This is a genomic window from Exiguobacterium sp. Leaf196 (assembly GCF_001423965.1).
In the GTDB taxonomy this organism is placed as follows: domain Bacteria; phylum Bacillota; class Bacilli; order Exiguobacteriales; family Exiguobacteriaceae; genus Exiguobacterium_A.
Map to the genome: position 1 here is coordinate 1013760 of NZ_LMPV01000001.1, position 21866 is coordinate 1035625.

26 protein-coding genes are annotated in these 21866 nt (G+C 46.4%); 11 read left to right on the forward strand and 15 right to left on the reverse strand.

What is annotated here, in order from left to right; all coding sequences use genetic code 11:
* The first annotated feature begins 69 nt into the window (after positions 1-69).
* Both ASG02_RS05455 and ASG02_RS05460 read left to right on the forward strand, forming a co-directional pair.
* On the forward strand, positions 70-426 hold the full coding sequence (locus ASG02_RS05455; protein WP_056061745.1) for a hypothetical protein: 357 nt from the start codon (positions 70-72) through the stop codon (positions 424-426).
* 12 nt (positions 427-438) lie between these two features.
* Positions 439-1206 carry a nucleotidyltransferase domain-containing protein gene (locus ASG02_RS05460; RefSeq protein WP_035407649.1) on the forward strand — a complete coding sequence of 256 codons (768 nt, stop codon included), beginning with the start codon at positions 439-441 and terminating at the stop codon, positions 1204-1206.
* Here the strand turns inward: ASG02_RS05460 and ASG02_RS05465 are convergent.
* Complete coding sequence (locus ASG02_RS05465) at positions 1195-1905, reverse strand: cyclopropane-fatty-acyl-phospholipid synthase family protein (RefSeq protein ID WP_056061748.1); 711 nt, start codon at positions 1903-1905, stop codon at positions 1195-1197. The two genes, ASG02_RS05460 and ASG02_RS05465, sit on opposite strands and share 12 nt — an antisense overlap.
* A 183-nt stretch (positions 1906-2088) precedes the next feature.
* Between ASG02_RS05465 and ASG02_RS05470 the strand changes: the two genes are divergently transcribed.
* Entirely contained in the window at positions 2089-2724 is a 636-nt protein-coding gene (locus ASG02_RS05470; protein WP_023468471.1) for a homing endonuclease associated repeat-containing protein, read from the forward strand.
* Positions 2725-2772: 48 nt separating this feature from the next.
* Here ASG02_RS05470 and ASG02_RS05475 read toward each other — a convergent pair whose 3' ends face one another.
* From ASG02_RS05475 to ASG02_RS05485, 3 genes are read right to left on the reverse strand one after another with little or no spacing between them, the layout of a single operon-like run.
* Positions 2773-3183 carry a DUF4362 domain-containing protein gene (locus ASG02_RS05475; protein ID WP_056061751.1) on the reverse strand — a complete coding sequence of 137 codons (411 nt, stop codon included), beginning with the start codon at positions 3181-3183 and terminating at the stop codon, positions 2773-2775.
* 18 nt (positions 3184-3201) lie between these two features.
* Complete coding sequence (locus tag ASG02_RS05480) at positions 3202-3708, reverse strand: SRPBCC domain-containing protein (RefSeq protein ID WP_056061754.1); 507 nt, start codon at positions 3706-3708, stop codon at positions 3202-3204.
* Positions 3680-4045 carry a helix-turn-helix transcriptional regulator gene (locus tag ASG02_RS05485; protein ID WP_056061757.1) on the reverse strand — a complete coding sequence of 122 codons (366 nt, stop codon included), beginning with the start codon at positions 4043-4045 and terminating at the stop codon, positions 3680-3682. The genes ASG02_RS05480 and ASG02_RS05485 overlap by 29 nt, the downstream gene beginning before the upstream one ends.
* Before the next feature lie 136 nt (positions 4046-4181).
* Between ASG02_RS05485 and ASG02_RS05490 the strand changes: the two genes are divergently transcribed.
* Positions 4182-5036, forward strand: a complete 855-nt coding sequence (locus ASG02_RS05490; protein WP_056061760.1) for a LysR family transcriptional regulator — start codon at positions 4182-4184, stop codon at positions 5034-5036.
* Here ASG02_RS05490 and ASG02_RS05495 read toward each other — a convergent pair.
* Entirely contained in the window at positions 5024-5653 is a 630-nt protein-coding gene (locus ASG02_RS05495) for a hypothetical protein (protein ID WP_056061762.1), read from the reverse strand. The genes ASG02_RS05490 and ASG02_RS05495 overlap by 13 nt on opposite strands.
* Before the next feature lie 118 nt (positions 5654-5771).
* On the opposite strand from ASG02_RS05495, the gene ASG02_RS05500 reads away from it, so the two are divergent.
* Complete coding sequence (locus ASG02_RS05500) at positions 5772-6539, forward strand: SDR family NAD(P)-dependent oxidoreductase (protein ID WP_035407629.1); 768 nt, start codon at positions 5772-5774, stop codon at positions 6537-6539.
* Between the two features lie 63 nt (positions 6540-6602).
* Positions 6603-7400 carry an SDR family NAD(P)-dependent oxidoreductase gene (locus ASG02_RS05505; protein ID WP_056061764.1) on the forward strand — a complete coding sequence of 266 codons (798 nt, stop codon included), beginning with the start codon at positions 6603-6605 and terminating at the stop codon, positions 7398-7400.
* A gap of 36 nt (positions 7401-7436) precedes the next feature.
* Here the strand turns inward: ASG02_RS05505 and ASG02_RS05510 are convergent, their stop codons facing one another.
* Positions 7437-8684 carry a polysaccharide deacetylase family protein gene (locus ASG02_RS05510; RefSeq protein WP_235514008.1) on the reverse strand — a complete coding sequence of 416 codons (1248 nt, stop codon included), beginning with the start codon at positions 8682-8684 and terminating at the stop codon, positions 7437-7439.
* A 192-nt stretch (positions 8685-8876) separates the two neighbouring features.
* On the opposite strand from ASG02_RS05510, the gene ASG02_RS05515 reads away from it, so the two are divergent.
* Together ASG02_RS05515 and ASG02_RS05520 are read left to right on the forward strand one after the other, a co-directional pair.
* Entirely contained in the window at positions 8877-10292 is a 1416-nt protein-coding gene (locus ASG02_RS05515) for an NAD-dependent succinate-semialdehyde dehydrogenase (protein WP_035407615.1), read from the forward strand.
* Positions 10293-10449: 157 nt separating this feature from the next.
* Positions 10450-10905, forward strand: a complete 456-nt coding sequence (locus tag ASG02_RS05520) for an NUDIX hydrolase (RefSeq protein ID WP_056061767.1) — start codon at positions 10450-10452, stop codon at positions 10903-10905.
* A gap of 11 nt (positions 10906-10916) precedes the next feature.
* Here the strand turns inward: ASG02_RS05520 and ASG02_RS05525 are convergent, their stop codons facing one another.
* On the reverse strand, positions 10917-11336 hold the full coding sequence (locus ASG02_RS05525; protein WP_035407609.1) for a carboxymuconolactone decarboxylase family protein: 420 nt from the start codon (positions 11334-11336) through the stop codon (positions 10917-10919).
* 119 nt (positions 11337-11455) lie between these two features.
* On the opposite strand from ASG02_RS05525, the gene ASG02_RS05530 reads away from it, so the two are divergent.
* Positions 11456-11887: an Lrp/AsnC family transcriptional regulator gene (locus ASG02_RS05530; protein WP_035407606.1), complete on the forward strand. Its 432-nt coding sequence runs from the start codon at positions 11456-11458 to the stop codon at positions 11885-11887.
* A 52-nt stretch (positions 11888-11939) separates the two neighbouring features.
* On the opposite strand, the gene ASG02_RS05535 is transcribed toward ASG02_RS05530, so the two are convergent.
* A complete protein-coding gene (locus ASG02_RS05535) occupies positions 11940-13955 on the reverse strand; it encodes a Na+/H+ antiporter (RefSeq protein WP_056061770.1) in 2016 nt (671 codons plus the stop codon).
* 56 nt (positions 13956-14011) lie between these two features.
* Positions 14012-14920: a YafY family protein gene (locus ASG02_RS05540; RefSeq protein WP_056061773.1), complete on the reverse strand. Its 909-nt coding sequence runs from the start codon at positions 14918-14920 to the stop codon at positions 14012-14014.
* 82 nt (positions 14921-15002) lie between these two features.
* Between ASG02_RS05540 and ASG02_RS05545 the strand changes: the two genes are divergently transcribed.
* Complete coding sequence (locus tag ASG02_RS05545; RefSeq protein WP_035407598.1) at positions 15003-15527, forward strand: dihydrofolate reductase family protein; 525 nt, start codon at positions 15003-15005, stop codon at positions 15525-15527.
* A 53-nt stretch (positions 15528-15580) separates the two neighbouring features.
* On the opposite strand, the gene ASG02_RS05550 is transcribed toward ASG02_RS05545, so the two are convergent.
* From ASG02_RS05550 to ASG02_RS05565, 4 genes are all read right to left on the reverse strand, one after another.
* The gene (locus tag ASG02_RS05550) at positions 15581-16801 is read right to left on the reverse strand and encodes a cation:proton antiporter (protein WP_035407596.1); all 1221 of its coding nucleotides are present in this window, start codon (positions 16799-16801) and stop codon (positions 15581-15583) included.
* 3 nt (positions 16802-16804) lie between these two features.
* Complete coding sequence (locus tag ASG02_RS05555) at positions 16805-17305, reverse strand: cation:proton antiporter regulatory subunit (protein WP_056061776.1); 501 nt, start codon at positions 17303-17305, stop codon at positions 16805-16807.
* A gap of 26 nt (positions 17306-17331) precedes the next feature.
* Positions 17332-17550 (reverse strand): AbrB/MazE/SpoVT family DNA-binding domain-containing protein, encoded by a 219-nt coding sequence (locus ASG02_RS15890; RefSeq protein WP_035407592.1) that lies wholly within the window; start codon positions 17548-17550, stop codon positions 17332-17334.
* 269 nt (positions 17551-17819) lie between these two features.
* The gene (locus ASG02_RS05565) at positions 17820-18389 is read right to left on the reverse strand and encodes a GNAT family N-acetyltransferase (RefSeq protein WP_056061779.1); all 570 of its coding nucleotides are present in this window, start codon (positions 18387-18389) and stop codon (positions 17820-17822) included.
* A 130-nt stretch (positions 18390-18519) separates the two neighbouring features.
* On the opposite strand from ASG02_RS05565, the gene ASG02_RS05570 reads away from it, so the two are divergent.
* Positions 18520-19731 carry an MFS transporter gene (locus ASG02_RS05570; protein ID WP_056061782.1) on the forward strand — a complete coding sequence of 404 codons (1212 nt, stop codon included), beginning with the start codon at positions 18520-18522 and terminating at the stop codon, positions 19729-19731.
* Positions 19732-19762: 31 nt separating this feature from the next.
* Here the strand turns inward: ASG02_RS05570 and ASG02_RS05575 are convergent, their stop codons facing one another.
* Entirely contained in the window at positions 19763-20305 is a 543-nt protein-coding gene (locus tag ASG02_RS05575) for a DUF402 domain-containing protein (protein WP_056061785.1), read from the reverse strand.
* A 102-nt stretch (positions 20306-20407) separates the two neighbouring features.
* Positions 20408-21865, reverse strand: a complete 1458-nt coding sequence (gene bglA, locus ASG02_RS05580; RefSeq protein ID WP_056061789.1) for a 6-phospho-beta-glucosidase BglA — start codon at positions 21863-21865, stop codon at positions 20408-20410.
* Position 21866 lies beyond the last annotated feature (1 nt).

Genomic DNA, 21866 nt, shown 5'->3' on the forward strand with positions numbered 1-21866 from the left:
TCCCCCTTATATCGTATAATCCGAATATATCGTAAATTACGATATATAACCAGAGAAAGAGGTATTTTCATGAAAAAAGTGTTAGCTACTATCTTATTGATCATTCTTTTTCTCAGTGGATGCTTAGCGGAGACGACGATGACAACGACGGACCTCATCGCGGCAGAAGCCATTGAACAAGATCAAGACGTCATCCGCTTGAACGATCGCGTGTATCGACTAGATCAGGTCGTAACCGTCTCCGATCTTTTCTTGACTCCTGGTCCACGTGTTCAAAAAATAGCACCCGAAAAGACGCTCGAGGACGGCATGGCAACTCATCTTATGAGCGGTACAGTCATCTATCAAGAAAAAGATGATACGATGTTTCTATATGTGCAGCGAAACAAGAAATGGTATCGCTATCAATCCATTCCTGAAGGATGAGGAGGAAGACAGATGCAGTATCCAACGACATTGGGCACGAAAAATGGCTACATCCACAATCCAACTTCCGCTGAAACGATTCCTGTCCGTTATCGTGCCGTGATTCAGGACGTCGTCGCCTATGTACAAACCTTATCCGCGTTTCATGGCGTGTACTTGTATGGCAGCGTCGCCAAAGGAACGGCGCGTCCTTTTGAATCCGACCTCGATTTTACACTGATTTTGACAGAACCGTTGACGGAAGAAGAACACATGCAGTTAGATAAACAGACGGAACACTGGTTGACGGACTATCCCTTCGTCACCAAAATCGATTATGACATCGGTCTGCTTGGCGACGTCATACGGGATGACGAAGCACTTCGCTGGGGCGTCTGGTTGAAATCCGTCAACTTGTTTTTGGCAGGCGAAAATCTCCAAAGTCGATTTCCATCCCTTCGTCCGACACGCGCTCTTGGCTTCGCATTAAACAGTGGGGTATGCGAGCAGTTGAAAACGGATTTATTTCTCTTAGAAACCGGTCAGGTCGCTCTGCTTCATTCCGATTCGATCGTGAAACGGATTATTCGGAGCACCTATCACCTTATTCTAGAAGACGATCAAAGCTTCGTGCATGACCTAGAGACACTCCGTCCGATCCTGCTTCATTATTTCCCTGACGAACCGCGCTTTTTGTCACTGTTCACCGCATACGATACACACCAAATCGTTTCGCTAGAGGATGTCCACTACTTTGTGGATTGGTTCATGTCTCGAATGCCGGACGAGTCAATCCTTTAATCGAAACAGACCAGTCCACAGTCCAGCATGACCAAATAATGCCTCTGGATTGTCGACGGGTTTCATTTCCGTTAGTTCGATGACGTCGAATGCATCAAATATGGCGAGTAATCGCTCTTTCGTATAGCCGAGTCCGCCTTGGAGACTGTTTTCTTGATAGACCTCCCAGTCCGTCAACGTCGCGCCGCCAAGCGGACCGCCCGCAACAAAACACGTCAATCCGAAATATCCTCCTGGGCGCAACATCTCCTTCAGTCGCGTCACATAAGTCACACGTCGATGTGGCGCCATATGATGAAAACAGCCGGAATCGTAAATGAAATCATATGTATTCTGTTCGGTCGTCTCTAGAAAATCTTGCTTTCGAAACGCAACGTGCGCTCCAGTCTGTTGCGCTTGTTCTGTTGCCCAGTCTAACGCGTTTGCTGAAAGATCCAGTCCCGTCACCGAGAAACCGTGTGTTGCGAGATAAATCGCATTTCGCCCCGGTCCTGTTCCGAGATCTAATGCGTCACCAGGCGAGAGCCAGCCCTCTTCGATGTAGCGAACTAAGTTCTCGTCCGGAATGTTCTTAAAAAACGGGACCGGTTTCGTCCGATCTTCATAGAACTTGTCCCAAAACGGTTCTGGTTCACGCAATCGTGCGTCGAGCATCTTTAAAATATCCTCCATCGTATCAATCGTCTGTGTTTCTGTCATTGATCAGTTCCCCCTCTTTTCTTCTATAATATTGTATTCGTGTTTCAGCTCTGATTTTCCTGTATTTCCTGGATAAAAATACGCTATTTTTCTTACCTTACGATATTGTTAGTATGTTCTCGCAATCGCTCATGCTACACTAGCCTGTAATTGAAACAACCATTCAAAAGGGAGATATCTTGCATGCGTCAACATCCGACTTCCACTTCCACCTTAGCAACGGATGAGAAGATCATCCGCTTGATTCAAGGTCTTCATCAAATGCACCATTCACCTATGAAAGCTACCCATTATCAAAAGTTAGCAGCTCAACTTCCTTACCCTTCGCTTGAAGAAATCAATGCCCGATTTGGTTCGTGGGCACACTTGTTAGAACGAGCTGGAATCGTCAAGACTTCCCATTTATCGACGAAAGAACGCATGACGTTGAACCGTCCCGCCGCGGTCAAGCGAACGAAGCGGTGGTCGATCGAAGAAAGCGTCGCTTTTTATGTCGCACAAAAAGGAACGAACATGACGATTCGCTCCTATACGGAATTGCGGGATCTACACCCAGAAATGCTGAGTGCGAATACGATCATTCGTCGTTTCGGCACCTGGAAAAATGCCTTGGCACACTTCGACCTCACCTCGAACGGCTTCTTCACCGATCAAGACTGCTTAGACGCTCTTCAACAAGCTGCTGCCACACATGGACCGCTTCTGACGAGTCAGCAATATGCCAAGTGGGCGCGTGCGCACCAAGCACCTTCACTGACATTGTTGATTGAACGCTTCTCCAGTTGGCGCGAAGCCTTACGACGGCTTGACAGCGAATAAAAAGGATCGTGCCCGCTGATTGATTCGACGGGACACGATCCTTTTTGATTATTGTTTTGGTAATCGTAGCAATTCATGATCCGTTCCTTCAGCGCATTTACTTAACGTATAGATTGCCTCTTGCTTCACGATCGTTTTATCGAGTTGCTGACAGACTTCATTCTTTCGATCGTCGTCTGTTGAACCGAACTGATCACGTGATGCATCAGACGAATACTGATACGTCTTGCCGTCATACTCGACGTCATACACAATCGGATCTCCCTCGGTCGTGTAGGCTGTGATGCGAATCTGATCTGATTTTCCTTGCTTCGACTTATTCAAAAAAGACTCGAATCGGTCGCTGTTCTCAACACCTTTCTGGACGATGATGTCGCCGTTCTCCTTTGCCTCTTCCATCGTGTATTTTCCGCAACCTACTAAGAATAGGATACATAAAGCCAAACCGATCTTCCGCACCAAAACATCGACTCCTTCTTACTGTTTCGTCAATAGGTGATCTAGGCGATACAGTTGCGACGTGAAACCTTCCTTCATTCCCATCCCCAGCACTTCTTGCACAGCTGCTTCCGTTTCGTAGGTCGATTCAAAGACAATCAAGGTCGTTTCTCCATGGTCAATGAATGTCGTGACATTTTCACTACCTGGTAAATTTTCAGAGATAGCTCCTGACGCGTCGGAGAAGTAATCGGCATGACTATAGGTGTTCGGGGCATCGATATGTCTAAAAATTGCTTTCCCCCACGACTCCATGCCATAAAAATCACCTTGTGTTGGATCGACACACCGCATGCAATAATGCCAAACGCCGTCCGGTTGAAATTCGAACGTTTTGATTGTCGTCTCCCAGCCTTCTGGTCCCCACCAGGCTTCGAGTTGCTCTTTTTCCGTGAATGCGGCAAAGACGATTTCTCGCGGTGCCTCACAAACCCATTCCATTCGTAGCACCTTACCATCAATCGATGTCTTCAGTTCCTTTTTCATTCGTCTCGTCTCCCTTCGCGGATGATTGCATCCGCTGCAAATGTTCATCTAGACGATACATGCGTGCTTCCATCTGAGCCATTGTGTTACTCCACGTGACAAGTTCTCGAAAAGCTTCTGGACGAAGGCTATACAAGCGACGATTCGCCTGCCGCTCGACAGTGATTAGTTCTGCGTCAAGCAACAGCTTTAAGTGCTTCGAGGTTTGCGGTTGGCGTAAGTGTAGTTGATCGGCTAACTCATTGACGGAGCGAGGACCTTTTCGTAATGCTTCGATGAGTTGTAATCGTATTGGGTCGCCGAGTGCTGAAAATCGTGCGGACATCTGCTCGTTCATATCCGTTCACCTCTTTATTTTATATATTCCCAATTCAGAATATTCCAAACCAAGAATATAAAAAGTGCAAAATGATTGTCAGACGCGTTCAAATGGCGTACGTTCTAGACAACCTGTATGAAAAGAGCGTGAACCAATGAAGACCGAATGGATGGAAGCATTTCTCGTCACTGCAGAAACCGGAAGCCTGACGAAAGCAAGCGAAGTACTGCATATGACGCAACCGGCATTAAGTAAACAAATCAAGAGTCTTGAGAGTGCGCTCGAAGTCTCGCTGTTGCATCGATCAGCACATGGTGTCACGTTGACGCCTGCAGGCGAAATCGTCTTTGAAGAGAGCCGTGAACTCCTTGACCGAATTGATCAAATGAAACGGCGGATTGGTACGATCGATGAACGGACGACACTGACGCTCGGATCATGGCCGAGCGTCGCGATGACGTATTTACCGCGTCATGTCTCACGTCACGCGACAGCACCAGACCTCAAGTTGAAGACAGCGCATACGACAATTGATTTGATGCAAGGGCTTGAAGAACGCCGATACGATGCTGTTTTACTCGACGATCGTCATCATATCCATCCGTATCATACGACGCATTTATATACGGAGATTTTTTTGCTTTACGTGCATCAAGACGATGAACGATTCGCGGGCTGCACGTCAGTTGCGTTTGATCAAATTCGAAATGCCTCTTTTTTATCGCTTCCGATTGATTGCGATTCGACGAACATCCTAAAAGACGCGTTCATCGAACGAGGTGCCGTCTATCAGGCAGAAAACGAGATGGAATTCGGATCAAGCGTCCTCGGTTTCATTCGCGCCGGGCTCGGCATCGCCCTGTTACCGGAGATTTTTCAAGACGGACTATCCCCTGAAATCAAGACGTTACCGGTCGATGGGTTTGATGTCGTCCGCAAATTGTCACTCGTCTCACGAGACGCCTCCCATCATGCGATCCTGCTTGATTTACTCGGTCAGTCGCGCTGAAGGTGCACTTGTAGTTCATGTCTTAGATCATCGACCTGATCTTGTGAAATCGCCGAGTCCGGTGTCTCACCGTACCGGACGAGATGATAGATCGATGGATCGAGCGTGACATCAATCCGCTGTAACCATTCGCCGACCGTCTCTTCGGAGCGGCGGCGTTTTTGTCGTGTCAGTTTTCGATCGAACGTTTGTAACAGACGGCGAATCTCTGACTCTGATTCTTCACCAACAAGTGTTTGTCGTATCGAACGATTTGGGGAAAACACTGGCGGCGGCTCCATTAAATCGTCGATTACATTCTCTCGTCTGCGTCGTTTTTGCAGACGCTTCAAGAAGTAACGTACACTGAAGAGGACGATCAGTAGTATGACAAGACCGACGACACCGTAAAAGGTAACAACTCCTAATGCATCCTTATCCGTAAATCCCCCGCTTTGAATGTCGATTTTTTGTTTGGTCGGTTTCCCTTCTTCTTTTCCGCTTCCATCAAACATAAATCTGGCTTGATAGGTTGCCGGATCATAAAAGAAATAACGATAGACTTCCGTACCGACCAGTTGAATCGCAGCAAGGCTTACGATTGCTATACATAATGTCACAACTAACCCACGCTTCATCCTATCCCTCCTTTTCAATATTTTACCATCTCTACTCTAGCTCGGAGTGATTTTTCTTTCTTTTCAGTCAATTTTTCATTAGAGTAAGTGATGACTCTCAATAAAAGGACGTGACATCATGTATCTTCCAAGTTTTTCGTTAACCGATCAGACATTTCTCATCACAGGAGCTGGTCGAGGCATCGGACGTGCGCTCGCCATCGGAATGGCAGAAGCAGGTGCCGACATCATTCTCGTCGCCCGGACGGAACGCGATTTGAAAGAGACGGCACAAGAAATCGAACGACTCGGTCGAACGGCTTACATATTCCCGTGCGACATCACTGACCGGAAACAAGTCGTCGAGACGGTAGCTCGTGCCTACGAACAAGTACCGCAGATTGATGGGCTCGTCAACAATGCCGGAATGAACATTCGTTCGAAGGCACTTGATGTGACGGAAGACGAGTGGGAAACGATCCAGCAGACCAATCTGAAATCCGCGTTCTTCTTTGCTCAAGAAATTGGTAAACGGATGCAGGAGACAGGTGGAAGCATTTTAAATATCGCCTCGGTTGCTGGTCACGTCGCCTTACGGACCGGCGTCGTGTATGCGACGACGAAAGCGGCAATGATTCAGATGACGAAAGTACTGGCGCTTGAATGGGGACCACAAAACATTCGTGTCAATGCGATCGGACCGTGGTATTTTAAGACACCATTAACGGAACCATTACTGAAAGATCCTACATACCTGCAAGAGATCGTTGACGTGACACCGCTCGGTCGGGTCGGTGAATTAGAAGAACTGGTTGGACCAGCTGTCTTCTTATCGTCTGCTGCAGCCCGTTACGTGACCGGACAAACGCTTTATGTCGATGGTGGGATGACGATTAAAGGTTTTTAAAGACAGAAGAAGACGGATGCGCATCTGCCCATCCGTCTTCTCGTATCTGAAAGGAGTTTCATCATGTCAAAACGGATTGCACTCGTCGCTGGCGCCTCGCGTGGTGCCGGACGTGGCATCGCTTATGCCTTGGGTGACGCTGGAACGATTGTCTACGTCACAGGACGGAGTACGAATGAACAGACAACGGATCAACGAAGCGAAACGATCGAAGAGACAGCTGCTGGTGTCACAGCACGCGGCGGACTTGGCATCCCAGTCTTTTGTGACCATACGAATCAAACGGACATCGATCGTCTGATTCAGCAGATTCAGCACCAACATGGTCGAATCGATTTCCTCGTCAACTGCGTGTTCGGTGGTTCGGAAAGCCACTTGCCGTCTGGAACCGGACGACGGTTTTGGGAGCGACCACCGGAACATTGGGACGCGATGATGTCTGCCGGACCAAAAGCGTATTTGTGGACGATTCGGGCTACGATGCCATTGCTACAACAAAGTCCAGCTGCGCTCGTCATCAATTTGACGTCATTCACTCCAGATCAGGTGGCCGGAAACCTCTATTATGATTTGGCGATGCAAACGATTAATCGAATGACACACGTCATGGCGCAGGAGTTAGCTCAGACGACCATTTCTGTCATCGCGCTCTGCCCCGGTTTCATGCGGACTGAACGGGTCGTCGATGCTGGATTTGCGAGTGCTGCGACTGAATCGACGACCTATATCGGACGAGCCGTTACAACGCTGATGGCGGATGACGCCGTTAGCCGTTATTCTGGACAAGCCGTCTTCGTTGCCGATCTCGCGAAGACGTATCAATTTACAGATCAGGACGGGACGCAGCCACTACCGTTTTAATTGCTTTACTCGATGGATTAACTAGTTTTCAATCACTCACTTCCGTTCCGATCGCGCTGGATCAAAGACCTTTTTCGCATCAAAGAATGGATCGAGAACACTCGTCTTTCCAGCAACGGCTTGACGTAGACGAATCCCGTCAACGTTGATTCGGGCTTGACGGAAATAGTCGGGACCAACTTGTTTCCACGCATGTTGACTCGCATCCACATTAAAGAAATAGCGGAAACCGCTATCGATGAGCAAACGATATTTCTCACCCGAATAATCGTGCCAATCCCCGACATCACTGCCGTACGGATAAATCAATTGCGTCGTTTTTCCGATCAGCGGTGCAACGTCTTGTTTGTAGCGTTTAAGATCCGCGCGAATCGTCGTGACTGATTCTTTCCCGACCCAAATATGTCCGTACGTATGACTCGCGAACTGCCAGCCGTCCTGTTTTAATGCGACAGCGGTCTGCTTCGCTTGTTTTCGTGCCGTTTCGACCTGTTTATTGTGTCCGTACTGGTTGTAGGAGGAACGATACCCGAGCACCCCATTATAACCTGTAATACCGAGCAACCCTTTTGCTCCTTTATAGGAAAAGTCAGGATGAGACTGGACGAACGCATCAACGAGCGGTACAAGATCATAAGCACCATCCGGCTTTCCGACCATCTCGTTGACGATTTTACCATCCTTCACTTTCAAATTCTTCGCAAATCCATCCCCTTCCATGTATTCATAATAATTGACGTCGTCCTGAGAAAGAACGAGCGGTTGTTTTCCTTTTGGTAAACGGACGGGTGTCTCGACGATCTTGCCGTTCATCTCTTTTGCTAAATCCGTCGGTCGAACGAGTACGTAATCGTTTTTGTATAACGCATCTAAGATTCGTTCGAACTCCTGTTGCGTCACCATGTAATCATCGTATCCTGCTTCCTTCCGGTCGCCGTCAAATGCTCGTTTTGGATCGGCAATCAATGAATGGAAAAAGAGATGCGGCACAGGTTTCGTCACAGGCAGGAGCGCCTGCTTTTTCTGTTCGTATTCTTTCGTTCTTTGTATCGTCTCTTTTGTGCGTACAGGTTTTAATACCTTGATTGCTCGCTCATAATCGTACTGGGCAGCGTAACGCTCGGCACGCTGTATCGTCTTTTCTATGTATGCTTGCTGAGTAGCTTGCCTTTTTTGTTCAGTTTCTCGTGGTTTTTCAGACTTTTTCTCGGCGACTTCGCTTCCCCCACATCCACTTAGTAGTAAACTTAGCACCACACCGCTAATGATCCAGTTCCGTTTCATGTCTTTCGACCCCTTCATTAATTTTGACATTTTCATTCTCTATTATTTTAACTGTTCCCTATTGTTCAGTCGATTAACTATTTTTTGAGTCATTCCGTTTCGTTATGACTGTCCATCCAAAGCGGAACTTCCGTTCACTCGTCTTGAGGTGTTTAATAAAGAACGTAACGAAATTCACGGAGGTGCAACAAGATGATTGAAAAGAACTTAATTAATGGGGAATGGTACGATAAGTCAGAAACGATTCCGGTCTATGACCCAGCAACGAAAGCGTTACTCGGACATGTTCCGGCCAGTTCAGCGGAAGACGCACAACGTTCCGTTGATGCAGCGAGCGAAGCATTCGTGAAGTGGTCAAACGAAACCGCAGACATACGTGCGAATTTAGTCGACGCCTGGTATCGCTTGATCAATGAACACCGCGAGGAACTCGCCCGAATCATGACGACGGAACAAGGGAAACCGTATGTCGAAGCGCTCGGTGAAGTCGATTACGGCAATCAATATGTTCGTTGGTACGCTGAAGAAGCACGTCGGATTTACGGTGAAACGATTCCGGCTTCCGTTCCAGGAAAGCGACTGTTCGTCGAAAAAGAACCGGTTGGTGTCGTTGCAGCAATCACACCGTGGAACTTCCCGGCAGCGATGATCACACGTAAACTCGCACCGGCTCTTGCAGCGGGTTGTACGATTGTCCTTAAACCATCGGAAGAGACACCGTTTACGGCACTTCGCCTCGTTGAACTAGCAGAAGAAGCAGGTATCCCTAAAGGTGTCATCAATGTCCTAACAGGTGACGCGGCAACAATCAGTGGTGTCTGGCAAGCCGATTCCCGTGTCCGGAAGATCACGTTCACAGGTTCAACAGCCGTCGGGAAATTGATCATGCGTCAAGCAGCCGATACGATGAAAAAACTATCACTTGAACTCGGTGGTCACGCACCCTTCATCGTCACGGAAAATGCGGATCTCGATAAAGCTGTCGAAGGGGCAATGCGTTCAAAATTCCGCAACGGTGGTCAAGCGTGTGTCGCGACGAACCGTTTCTATGTGCAAGCATCTGTCCTTGATGCATTCACGGAAAAATTCACAGCAGCCGTCAAACAACTACAAGTCGGGAACGGCATGGACGCTGACTCGACAGTTGGTCCATTGATCAATGCGAAAGCCGTTGCAAAAGTCAAAGCACACATCGATGACGCTGTCGCAAAAGGAGCAACGATTTTGACTGGTGGTACGATTGACGAATCGGTCGGCTACTTCGTCACACCGACCGTGCTTGCGAATGTCACGGAAGATATGCTTTGCATGCAGGAAGAGACGTTTGGTCCGCTCGCACCGATCTCTGTCTTTGAGACACTTGATGAAGTCATCGAACGGGCGAACAACACACCATACGGACTTGCGGCTTACGCGTTCTCTGAACGCATCGATGAAGCATTGATGCTCGGAAAACGACTCGAATACGGAATCGTCGGTCTGAACGATGGTGCGCCATCAGCTGCACAAGCCCCATTTGGTGGCTATAAAGAGAGTGGTCTTGGCCGTGAAGGTGGCGTCTACGGCATCGAAGATTATCTCGAAGTCAAATACTTGTCGCTCGGTTAATCCATCAGACATTTCGTTTGAAACGAACCATCTTTATTCATAGGTAACCCCTCATTTCTAAATCGAAATGAGGGGTTTTTGTACGGCTGATGCTTACATACTATTTTGTAAGGTATGATTGAATTCAAATGATTATACGAAAAGGAGTGATTAAACAATGGATGTCATCACCTTCGGGCAGAAAGAACAGAACCAACACTACATCACGAGACCTGCTGTTTATGCGGTCATGCGCGACCCTCAAACAGGTAAAATCGCCGTCATTCAAAAAAAGGACGGCAAGTTGTTTCTTCCGGGTGGCGGTATTGAGGCCAATGAGACGCCAGAAGAATGTTTAAAAAGAGAGGTACTTGAAGAAACGGGAATGGACGTCAATATCGGTGATTTCATCGGACGAGCCAATCAATATTTCTATTCACAAAATGAAACGACATATTATTTGAACGAAGGGCAGTTCTATCGTTGTGATGCTGGAGAGGAAGTACAAAGTCCAATCGAGGATGATCATGTCTTACAATGGATCGATCCGTCTGATGCAATCGATCATCTATTTCATGAACATCAAAGATGGACTGTTCAGAATGCACTAAAGAAAAAATATAAAAGTGTGTAAAAAAAGTAAAATCAGGGACTATCAATTGGCTGTAAATTCATGATTGCTCCGTAGTATTGAGATGCTGTACAAAATGTAATGAATGCACATAATTCACTGATTTCTGGAATAGTAAATGTTTCATTCATGAGTAAAAATATTGAATCAGGGATATTTCCTTTCACCTTTAAAAAAAGATCTGCAAATCCAGTTGCTAAAATCATTTTTTCATCCATCATTTTTTTCTTTGGCTTTCCTTTTGCCTTGCAATATGCACATCCATTTGATTGCGCTAATGTTCTTCTAACTTGTTCTTTCACATCCGAACTTAAGGCTCCCTCTTCAATCAAATCTTTTTCTAGCCTTGTCCAACTGGATAAGATTTTAGGATTATGACCTAGTAATTTTTGAAATGGTGTTTCTCCTATTTGGGATAAAGGTATTTTTGTCATTTTATTCACTCCTTCTACAATAATTTTATATAATGATTAAAAATTATCACATTTCATTTGAAACAAATATTGAAAAAATACTTTATATCCAGCAACTTATTTTGAAGGAGGATTTACATTTGAAAATCGATATGATTGATCGACAAATATTAAATGAACTGGCTCAAGATAGTCGACTGTCGATGCGTTCATTAGCTAAACGAATTAATTTATCAGCTCCTTCCGTAACAGAGCGTGTCCGACAAATGGAATCTTTTGGACTCATTAAAGAATACAGTTTAAAAATCGATTACGAAAAGCTAGGTTCTCCTATTGAATGTTTAGTAGAAGCAACCATTAAAGAAGGACGGTACGATTCATTTAAAAATCATATTCAGCAACTTACTAACGTTGACTTTTGTTATCGAATATCTGGTGATTCTTGCTTCATGCTAAAATTACATTTCCAAACGTTTCAAGAGGCAGAATTTTTTATAGAACAAATCCATCCATATGCGCATACAGTTACTCGTTTTATTTTTTCAGAAGTTGGCACTCAAGTCGTGATATAAAAAAAGACAAGAAGAGCATTAAAAGTTTGCTCTTCTTGTCTTTTTTTAAATATTATTCAACGTATTCGTAGAGAACGACACTCTCGATATAGTGAATGAAGCGGCGTAACTCCTTCTCCTCTTCGTTCGAGAGATCCCCTTCTTTTGACATATTGGCGATTTCAAGACGCTGGACTTCGATGGCTTTCAAGCAGAGCTCTTCCTTCTGCTGATCGACGTCCTTGCCACCGATTGGTGATGACCAACGCGTATGTTTGAAACGAAGTCGTTTATAGAACTCAAGCACACTTTGAACGACGTCTGGTGGATAAGACGTGCGGCAATTCTCGAGACGTTCGATGACTGTGCCCATGACCTTTTCATACAGATCATGCTCGACTTGCGTCATTTGAATTAACGCATCCGACGACATGTTCGATCGTTTCCGTTTCCACCACAATTTACGAATCGGCTGGACGATCTGGAAACGCGAATCCTTACCGATCGCCTTGCGACGATTTTCAATCGAGCGGAAAACATCCTTTTTCAGCAGATCCGGCACCTTGTTCTCAGCGACGAAACGTTTTGATTCTTCCTTTTCCCACTGGACGGCTTCAAGACGAAGTGCCTTCAACTGATCATTGAATTGATCGAGCTCTTCTTGACTTTTTTCCTGCGCGCGCAACAACCGGAGCATCACATGATACTCATTGAGTAAATCAAACGCAACGACCGCATTGTCTTCGTCCGTCACTTGTTTGATCTCTGAGATCGCCCGGCGAATCATCCGTTGTTTTTGGGCATTCAGGTCGAGTGCGATCGGCATTGCCGCCTCACCACGGTTCAATACCGGTAAGAGAATCGTCGCGAGAACGAGCGTATAGATGATGACACCCGCTGCAAGGAAGATAATCAATGAGCGTTCCGGGAAGGCTTCGCCGGACTCCGTCAAGAACGGTAATGACAAGACCCCGACCATCGTGATCGTTCCGCGAACCCCGACCAGTGTCGTAATTAAATCTTGTTTGAAGGACGGTCGACGATGATCGCGGTCCTCTTTTTTAAAGAACCGATGATCGAACCAATTGAAGAACATCGTCCAGACGAGACGGATCGCGAGAATGAATGAACCGATTTCGATGACATATAGCATGAGACGCCAGTTGTTGATCGCGTCATCCGCAAAAATCTCGCGTGTCGCTTCTGGCAACGTCAAACCGAGCAATAAGAAGATAATCCCGTTTAACGTATACGCAATCATCGTCCAGATGTTATCCGTCAACGTCTGCTCTTGCGCAAAGAACGTTTCTGTTCGTTCTTTGATCAAGGCATGCAAGATACCACCTGTGACGACGGCGATGACGCCTGATGCATGAAATCCTTCTTCAGCAACGAAGAAGATGATAAATGGTGTCAGGATTTGCAGTAAAGCGTAGAAGACGACATCTTCAATACCCGCTCGACGCAAGCGTACCTTGAGAAAGTTCATCGTGAGCGAAATCAACAATCCGATCAAGGCTCCAACGAAGAACATGTAAAAGAACTCTGTTGTCGCACTCTGAATCGAGAAGTAACCCGTGACAACAGCGGCAACAGCATAACTGAACGCGACTAATCCCGATGCATCATTGATCAGCGATTCTCCGCGAACGAGTGTCAAGATTTGTTCTGGAATCTGGACACGTTTTGCAATTCCGTTGACGGCAATTGGATCCGTTGGCGATAAGATTGCGGCTAAGGCAAACGCAGCAGCGACTGGAATGACCGGAATCAACCAATTGATGAAGTATCCTCCGACGATCGTCGTCAATAAGACGAGGATGATTGCATTACCGAAGATCGCTGTGCGCATCCGCCACAAATCTTCGCGCGGAAAGTGAGAGCTATCGTTATAAAGTAACGGAGCAATAAATAACAGGAGGAACCATTCGGATTCGACCTCAATCGTCAAGCCACTCATCAGGAGAGCGGCGACGGTTCCGGCAATGATTTGGATCAAAGCCGTTGGGATGAAACGGATGTAATGTCCGACGACTTGCGTCAGTAAGATGAGCGCAAGCATCAATAAAATCAGTGATAGTGTTTCCATGGAAGACCCCTTCCTCTATTGTTTCTTTCTAGCTATATCGTAACATAGTTTTTTGATCAATTCTGTCCGAACGGCTTATCGGACTGTTGCACAGCGATCATTTTTTCTGCTTGACGAATCAATTGTTCGCGGAGATCCTGCGGTTCTATGACTCGAACTTCCGGACCGAGCCGCATCAATTGTCGTCCTAAAAAAGTGAGCTCGCGAATCGGAATTTGCCATGTTCGGTCACGACGAAGAGGTAAAATGCCTTCGAGCATTCGTTCACCTAAAGAAGTTAATTCTAGTTTCACCGTCGTCATCGGTACATGTGTCATGTTCTTTTCTAAATCAGAAAAGGTCAAATCAGTTGCAGGCAACTCATGAAGCGATACACCTAGAACTCGGTCGACACGGAACTGCCGAAATCCACGGTCAGTCCGTCCATAAAAATACCAGCGATTGTGTTCGAACGATAAGCCGATCGGATCCACTACGATCGACTTTTGACCTTTTGTCGTCTCATAGAGAATATTCCCCATACGTCCGCTCTCTAAAAGGTCGAGTAACGCAGGATTTCGCGGTGACGGTGGTGTATCGACCGCTTGAAATCGAAAGCGGTCTTTCCATTTTACAATCTGTTGCTCCGTCATCTTCGGTAACTCGTTCGCATAGCGTTCAGCGACTTCCTGGCGGATCGTCCCGAACGGAAAATCTGGAATCTGACCGACCCATTCGAGTAGCATGAACAAGACAATCGTCTCTTCATTTGTCAAAACGAGTGGCGGCATATTCCGGTGCGGCAGCATCCGGTAGCCCCCGGCTACGCCCGGTTCACTATAAATCGGATAACCATTTGCTTCAAGAACCGTCATGTCTCGTTGAATCGTCCGGATCGATACCTTACATTCTTCCGCTAGCATACGTGCAGAAAAGTGTTCCCCCCGGTTTAATAAACTGACCAAACGCCATTGTCTCGTATTCATAAAGTTCCTCCTCAAATGACGACATCTTTTGTCGTCATTATACGCTAAGATGAAGTCACACAAATCCTAAGGAGGAATTTTAATGTCTCAATCTACGACCGTACTGTATATCGCTTGTAGTCTTGATGGAAAAATTGCTAGACACGATGGTTCCCTCGACTGGTTATTTGCTGTTGCTGGAGACGGTGATAATGGCTATCAAACTTTTTATGAACAGATTGGTGCCGTCATCATGGGTCGAAAAACGTATGAGGAAGTCCTTCAACTCAGCGAGACGTATCCATACGCGGATATTCCAAGTTATATTTACAGCCGGACGCAACGAACGTCAGAGACGGTCACCTATACGGATGAACCGCTCGATCAATTACTTGAGCGGATCACACCGACAATTGATGGCAAGGTCTGGCTTGTTGGTGGCGGCGAATTGATTCAAGAAGCGCTACGGTTACAGTGCGTCAGTTCAATCGAACTCGCGATGGCCCCTGTCATTCTCGGAACGGGTATCCCGTTATTTCCAGAAGGAACCGTTGAAACGAATCTTCACTTGAAGGACAGTCGTCAATCGGGACAATTCCTGATGGCGACATATGATGTCTTGACTTAAACAAAACAACAGCCAGTTCGAGAAATCCGAACTGGCTGTTCGTTTACATCGTATTACGCATTTTTCTTTGTCTTTTTCTCTTTCGGTTCCGTCCATTTGAAGATTTTATTCATGACGTTGTAAATGCGTTTCGATTCCTTTGTCATCAGTGGTCCGAGAATCGCGAGAATCAAGACGTACAGAGCCGAAAATGGTGACAAGATATCCATCAATCCACCGGCGATTCCGAGATTCGCGACGATGATCGAGAACTCCCCGCGCGAGACGATCGTCAAGCCGATGTTCGATGAAGCTTTATGCGAAAGTCCTGCTTTACGTCCTGCAATCATTCCCGCGACATAGTTTCCGACAATCGTGATGACGACAGCACCAAGTGCGAGCCAGACAGCATCTAAGAGCATCGTTGGATCGATACTCAATCCGAAACTAAAGAAGAAGATGGCACCGAAGAAGTCACGGAACGGGACGACAAGATGTTCGATCCGCTCTCCTTGATCGGTTTCCGAGAAAACGAGACCGAGTAACAAGGCACCAATTGCTTCTGCGACATGAATCGTTTCCGAAAAACCAGCAACGAAGAACAGGGCAGCAAAGACAACGATGATGAAGACTTCATCCGAAGCGATTTTTAGCATTTTGTTTAAGAGTGGTGTTGCTTTTCGAGCAATGATAAAGAACAACAACATATACCCAAGAGCAATCAAAATCGATGTGACAGAAGACATTAAGGTTGTTCCATCACCAAGCAAGAGTCCTGATAAAACAGACAAGTAAACTGCTAGGAAGATATCCTCGAACATAATGATCCCAAGGATCAATTCTGTTTCTGTATTACCAGTCCGACGTAAGTCGACTAAGACTTTTGCGACGATCGCACTCGAGGAAATCGTGATGATTCCAGCGATGATCAACACTTCGTAAAGTGGGAACCCAGCGATGAATCCATAGAGTAGACCACCCGTAAAGTTAATGGATAAATAAATCGTTCCACTCGTAACGATTGATTTCCCAGACCGGATCAATTTACCAATCGAGAACTCGAGTCCGAGATAGAATAAGAGGAACAGGACGCCGATTCGTCCGAGAAAACTGATGAACTCAGCACTTTCGATGAACTTGAAGTCTAGTATCCCGATTGTCGGAGCGTGCGGTCCAACAATCATTCCTAAAACAATTAAAAACGGAATGATCGAGAAGTTAAGTTTATTCGCGAGCAGCGCCGCGATCGCCACTAAGATAAGCGCGGTACCGACTTCAAATATGAGATGATCCATATATTATCCGCCTCCTTCGATTGAGAATAATGCTTTCGTGATGTGACGGACGTTTTGACGCTCACCTGATAAGACGATCGTATCTCCCACTTCAAGACGCGTTTCTGGTCCAGGATTCAGCGATTTTGAACGGTCATGCTTGAGCACGGCAATAATCGAGATATCGTACTGGTTGCGGATATCGAGTTCCCCGATCGTTCGATTGTTGACTTTTGAATCCTGACCAACTTTAAACCATTCGATCACAAGATCATCAAATGCTAATTCGATTTTCTCGAGATCTTTCGGCTTATAGGACAGTCCTCCGAGAATTCCTGCCATTTGACGAGCTTCTGCGTCATTAAACGTCACACTCGAGATGCTCTCATCAAAATCATCATCATCATAATGATGGACCTCTCGACGTCCGTCGTCGTGAACGATGACGACCACCTTATCTCCTCGTGTCGTGATGCCTTCGAACTTCCGTCCGATTCCTGGTAAATCTACTTCTCGCATATCCATGTTATATTTCCTCCTATTTTTAAATTTTACAAATGGTGATTCGCTTTGTGGATGAGCGCCTTGAACGTCTCATCACTCAATATATCTTGAAGATCATGCAGCTGTTTCAAATCCGCTTTCGCCATGATGACAAATCCGTCCTCCTCAATGAATGCCACGCGATCTCCTTCCTCCACTTGCAAGGCTTGCCTAATTTTTTTAGGAATGGTGATCTGTCCTTTTGACGTTAACTTTGATAGCTCCATTACGAACTTCCTTCTTCCTGTGTTTTTCTTGTATTCCTTACTTCCTTACTTTTCTTATTTCCAATATATCATAAAATTAAACTTATTCCGAGTGTTTTGCTTTGAATTAAAATTTAAAAAATGAATAAAGAAAAAACGCATCCTAAGCTGAGTGGATGCGTTCGTTCTTCATATCGTTCTATTAGAAGGAATCGAGCAGGCTCTATTTCCGGTAGCAACATAATCAATCGTTGTCCGATATAGGCATGCATTAGCCGTGAACCCATCTCTTACCTTCCTTCATAATCACTACGTATGATCGCATAAATCTTTAAATCCCAGAAACGCTCTTTAACGTACAAAGCACTCCGAGAGACGCCTTCAAATGTCATGCCGATCTTTTCCATGACACGAGCTGATCCGTCATTCGCAACAAAACAGCGTGCTTGAATACGTTCAAGACCGAGCGTCTCGAAACCGTACTGCACAAGACGCGCTGCTGCTTCCGGCATCAAACCCTTTCCCCAGTTGTCGCGCGACAGCGCATAACCGAGTTCTGCTTGGTGTTGCTCAAATGACACTTTAATGAAATCAATCGTGCCAATCACTTTACCGCTTGCTTTGTCTTCGATCGCCCATGGCGCCGGATTACCCTGTTCGTATTGTCGGAGGATGTATTCGACGAATTTCTCCGAATCGGCGAGTGTCTCATGGGCATACCAGCTGACATATCGTGCCGTCTCTTCGTCTTTCGTATAGGCATAGATATCTGTTGCATCTTCTATGCGAACTGGACGCAAACGGAGTCGCTCTGTTTCAAGTACAGGTAATGCTTGATATAAATCGATGGTTGATATCATAAACAAGTCCTTCTTTCTTCGATTTTTTCCAAGTATACCCACTCACCAGAAAAAAGTATAGAGATATACGAAAATGTTATCAGAATTTTCTGGTATAATATTGGAAAATGATGTAAGAAAGGATGATGTCATGTCTTCTCGTGAACGGACGCTCCTAAGCGCTCTCGGTATCTCACAGTTCGGCGACTTCATTTATCTTGTTGCGATTAACGTTTATATTTATCGCTTAACCGGCTCCGCGTCCGCTGTTGCTGCGCTTTGGATCATCAGCCCGGTCGTCTCACTCGTCATCAAGTCGTTCGCAGGTAGTTGGGTCGACCGATCCGACTTACGTCGCTTATTGATTCAGACCGATCTACTCCGTGCAATCTTGATTGGCATTTTGCCATTTCTACCACTATCCATGCTCTATATCAACTTGCTTGCCTTAGCCGTCATTAAATCTATCGTCGAACCAGCGACCTTAACCTATATCACGACGCTTGTACCGAAAGACGACCGGACATCATTTAATGCCTATCGTAGTCTGATCACGTCTGGTGCTTTTTTAATTGGTCCGGCTCTCGCTGGTGGACTCTTATATGTCGCTTCTGCTGACGTTGCGATTTGGCTCAATGCCGTCTCATTCCTCGGATCAGCGGTTCTGTTGATGCGGTTGCCGCGTTTTTCCGCTTCGGTCGATCGAGGGATGCAGCTACAAGACATCCTGTCCGATTGGCGGCTTGTCTATCAGTTCAGTAAAGACGCGCATTATGTGACTGGATTGTATGTCCTCGCGATGCTGATGATGATTGCGACGCTTGCACTCGATACGCAAGAAGTCGTCTTTTTACAGCGAAGCATCGGCTTATCAGAAACAGACTACGGCTTACTCATGAGCCTAACGGGGATTGGTTCTGTTGCCGGAAGCTGGATTGTCGCTCGCTACGCTAAAACCCTTTCCGTTCGGACGATGCTGACGATTGGCTATACGTTTGTCGCTATCGGTTATATGCTGTACGCAAGTGCAAATTCGTTTTCAATCGTCTGTACTGGTTTCTTGTTGCTCGGATGTTTCCACGCATTTGCAGGAACCGGTTTTCTGACGTTCCAACAGACGAATATTCCGCTTCATTTGATGGGACGCTTTACGAGTCTTTACGGAGTCGGTATCAGTCTGCTACAGATTCTAGCAATCGTCGCGATCGGTCTGCTCGGTGACATCTGGTCGATTCGCTTCAGTACGATCCTGTTCGCTGGTTTACTCGTGTTGGTGACAATCTGTTTTCTCGGATTGGTTCTCCTCCCGAGCAAGCAACGGTACTTTACAACGGACGAAGTGAAAGAAGAACAACATGCCTAAAAAACAGGGAATCCCGTCAGCGCGGGGTTCCCTACTTGAGTTGCTGCTCTAACTGCCTTTTCATCACTTCTGCATGCGCGACTAGCGGAAAAGACCCGTCTTGTAGTTGGTTCTGGAGTTGCTTTGCTTCTGCCCAAGCGAGCGCATAGTCTGATTGTGAGACCGTCCCTTGCTCCCGTGCTACTTCCAGTTCGTCCGCATCGACTAACAAGACTTCTCCCGATGGCAAAGCAATCAGATCAAGAAATAGATCGTCCCAGTAGACACGTCCGTTTTCCATTCCAGTACGAAGGCAGATATCAATATAGGTTTGCACCAACTGACCTGAAGCATCAAACATCGAGGTCACGGCATAATGTGCATCACTTGGAAATTGTTGTATCCAAACGTAACCAGCGTCAGCGATTTGAATCGTTTCGTCGCCATACTTGACGTCTAATGGTGAAGCAACTTCAATAAGTTGAAGAAGCGTCACTTGCCCTTGAAACACTTCATTCTCGACCTGCTCTTGAACATAGTGTCGCTGTTTGATACGATCCCAGTCACACCGATCAGCATATCGTTTTTTGATCATCTATTTATCCTCCGTTTTTCTTTAGTGTGGCATACCTCGTCTCTTTTTCATTCCAATCCTTAAAAAAAGAGGCAACGGATTTTTCCGTTACCCCTTGCTTCATCATTTTGCTGTCTCTGAACTGTGTAACGCAGTACCATTCGTCTCAATGACGTGACGATACCAGTCAAACGAATCCTTCTTCATCCGTTCCATCGATCCGTTGCCTTCGTTATCTCGGTCGACGTAAATCATACCGTAGCGTTTTTTCATTTCCCCCGTCGTAAAGGAGACGATGTCGATGACGCCCCACGGCGTGTAGCCGATCAACTCGACGCCATCTTCGAGCACGGCTGCTTTGAACGCTTCGATATGCGCACGCAAGTAATCGATTCGCGCCGTGTCATGAATCTGACCATCCTCGATTGTATCAATCGCACCAAAGCCGTTCTCGACGATGAACAACGGAATCTGGTAGCGGTCATAGAGACGATTCATCGCGTAACGAAGACCAACCGGATCAATCGCCCAGCCCCAGTCACTCGACTGGATGTACGGATTCTCAACACCTTGTGCGAGACCCCCGTTGACGATGTTACCTGTATTATTGACGACGGCATCATGTTTGACAGTCGTCGACATGTAGTAACTGAATCCGAGATAGTCGACCGTTCCGTTACGAAGAATCTCCGCATCACCGTCTAAGATTGGAATGTCATATCCTTCTCGTTTGAACTCATTCAATGCGTAAGACGGATAATAACCACGGACTTGAACATCCGGGAAGAAGTAACGCTGACGCATCGATGTCTCAGCAAGTAGAATATCTTCCGGGTGCGATGAGTACGGATAGATTGGTACGTGCGAAACCATTGCTCCGATTTCGAAGTCTGGGTTGATCGCTTTCCCTTTTGCGACGGCAAGCGCACTTGCGAGCAATTCATGATGTCCCGTTTGATACATGACTTCCATCGCGTTCTCTTCCGGATCGAGGAGGACACCTGAATTCGTCCAGAGGAACAGTGGATTGCTGACATCCATCTTGTTATTGATCTCATTGAACGTCATCCAGTACTTGACCTTGTCTTTATAGCGCGTGAAACAGACTTCTGCGAATTTCTCGAAGAAAAATGCCACTTTCCGATTACGGAAACCGCCATATTCACGCGCAAGGTGAAGCGGCATCTCAAAATGTGACAACGTAATGATTGGTTCGATACCGTATTTGAGTAGTTCGTCAAAGACGTCATCATAAAACTTCAGTCCTTCTTCGTTCGGTTCAGCTTCGTCTCCGTTCGGGAAAATCCGGCTCCAACCGATTGACGTCCGGAGACATTTCAGTCCCATCTCAGCGAACAGGGCGATATCTTCTTTATAACGGTGATAAAAATCAATCGCCTCGTGATTCGGATAGAATTCATTCTCCTCTACTTGATCCGTGATACGTCGTGCGACGCCGTGTGCTCCTGCCGTCAATACATCAACGACACTCGGTCCTTTGCCACCAGCGTTCCAGCCACCCTCGAATTGATGCGCTGCTAGCGCACCGCCCCATAGAAAATCGTTTGGTAATGTCTTCATT

Coding starts and splice junctions, on each gene's coding strand:
- ASG02_RS05455 (WP_056061745.1), top strand. CDS start 70: ATGAAAAAAGTGTTAGCTACTATCTTATTGATCATTCTTTTTCTCAGT.
- ASG02_RS05460 (WP_035407649.1), top strand. CDS start 439: ATGCAGTATCCAACGACATTGGGCACGAAAAATGGCTACATCCACAAT.
- ASG02_RS05465 (WP_056061748.1), bottom strand. CDS start 1,905: ATGACAGAAACACAGACGATTGATACGATGGAGGATATTTTAAAGATG.
- ASG02_RS05470 (WP_023468471.1), top strand. CDS start 2,089: ATGCGTCAACATCCGACTTCCACTTCCACCTTAGCAACGGATGAGAAG.
- ASG02_RS05480 (WP_056061754.1), bottom strand. CDS start 3,708: ATGAAAAAGGAACTGAAGACATCGATTGATGGTAAGGTGCTACGAATG.
- ASG02_RS05485 (WP_056061757.1), bottom strand. CDS start 4,045: ATGAACGAGCAGATGTCCGCACGATTTTCAGCACTCGGCGACCCAATA.
- ASG02_RS05490 (WP_056061760.1), top strand. CDS start 4,182: ATGAAGACCGAATGGATGGAAGCATTTCTCGTCACTGCAGAAACCGGA.
- ASG02_RS05495 (WP_056061762.1), bottom strand. CDS start 5,653: ATGAAGCGTGGGTTAGTTGTGACATTATGTATAGCAATCGTAAGCCTT.
- ASG02_RS05500 (WP_035407629.1), top strand. CDS start 5,772: ATGTATCTTCCAAGTTTTTCGTTAACCGATCAGACATTTCTCATCACA.
- ASG02_RS05505 (WP_056061764.1), top strand. CDS start 6,603: ATGTCAAAACGGATTGCACTCGTCGCTGGCGCCTCGCGTGGTGCCGGA.
- ASG02_RS05510 (WP_235514008.1), bottom strand. CDS start 8,684: ATGAAACGGAACTGGATCATTAGCGGTGTGGTGCTAAGTTTACTACTA.
- ASG02_RS05515 (WP_035407615.1), top strand. CDS start 8,877: ATGATTGAAAAGAACTTAATTAATGGGGAATGGTACGATAAGTCAGAA.
- ASG02_RS05520 (WP_056061767.1), top strand. CDS start 10,450: ATGGATGTCATCACCTTCGGGCAGAAAGAACAGAACCAACACTACATC.
- ASG02_RS05525 (WP_035407609.1), bottom strand. CDS start 11,336: ATGACAAAAATACCTTTATCCCAAATAGGAGAAACACCATTTCAAAAA.
- ASG02_RS05535 (WP_056061770.1), bottom strand. CDS start 13,955: ATGGAAACACTATCACTGATTTTATTGATGCTTGCGCTCATCTTACTG.
- ASG02_RS05540 (WP_056061773.1), bottom strand. CDS start 14,920: ATGAATACGAGACAATGGCGTTTGGTCAGTTTATTAAACCGGGGGGAA.
- ASG02_RS05545 (WP_035407598.1), top strand. CDS start 15,003: ATGTCTCAATCTACGACCGTACTGTATATCGCTTGTAGTCTTGATGGA.
- ASG02_RS05550 (WP_035407596.1), bottom strand. CDS start 16,801: ATGGATCATCTCATATTTGAAGTCGGTACCGCGCTTATCTTAGTGGCG.
- ASG02_RS05555 (WP_056061776.1), bottom strand. CDS start 17,305: ATGGATATGCGAGAAGTAGATTTACCAGGAATCGGACGGAAGTTCGAA.
- ASG02_RS15890 (WP_035407592.1), bottom strand. CDS start 17,550: ATGGAGCTATCAAAGTTAACGTCAAAAGGACAGATCACCATTCCTAAA.
- ASG02_RS05565 (WP_056061779.1), bottom strand. CDS start 18,389: ATGATATCAACCATCGATTTATATCAAGCATTACCTGTACTTGAAACA.
- ASG02_RS05570 (WP_056061782.1), top strand. CDS start 18,520: ATGTCTTCTCGTGAACGGACGCTCCTAAGCGCTCTCGGTATCTCACAG.
- ASG02_RS05575 (WP_056061785.1), bottom strand. CDS start 20,305: ATGATCAAAAAACGATATGCTGATCGGTGTGACTGGGATCGTATCAAA.
- bglA (WP_056061789.1), bottom strand. CDS start 21,865: ATGAAGACATTACCAAACGATTTTCTATGGGGCGGTGCGCTAGCAGCG.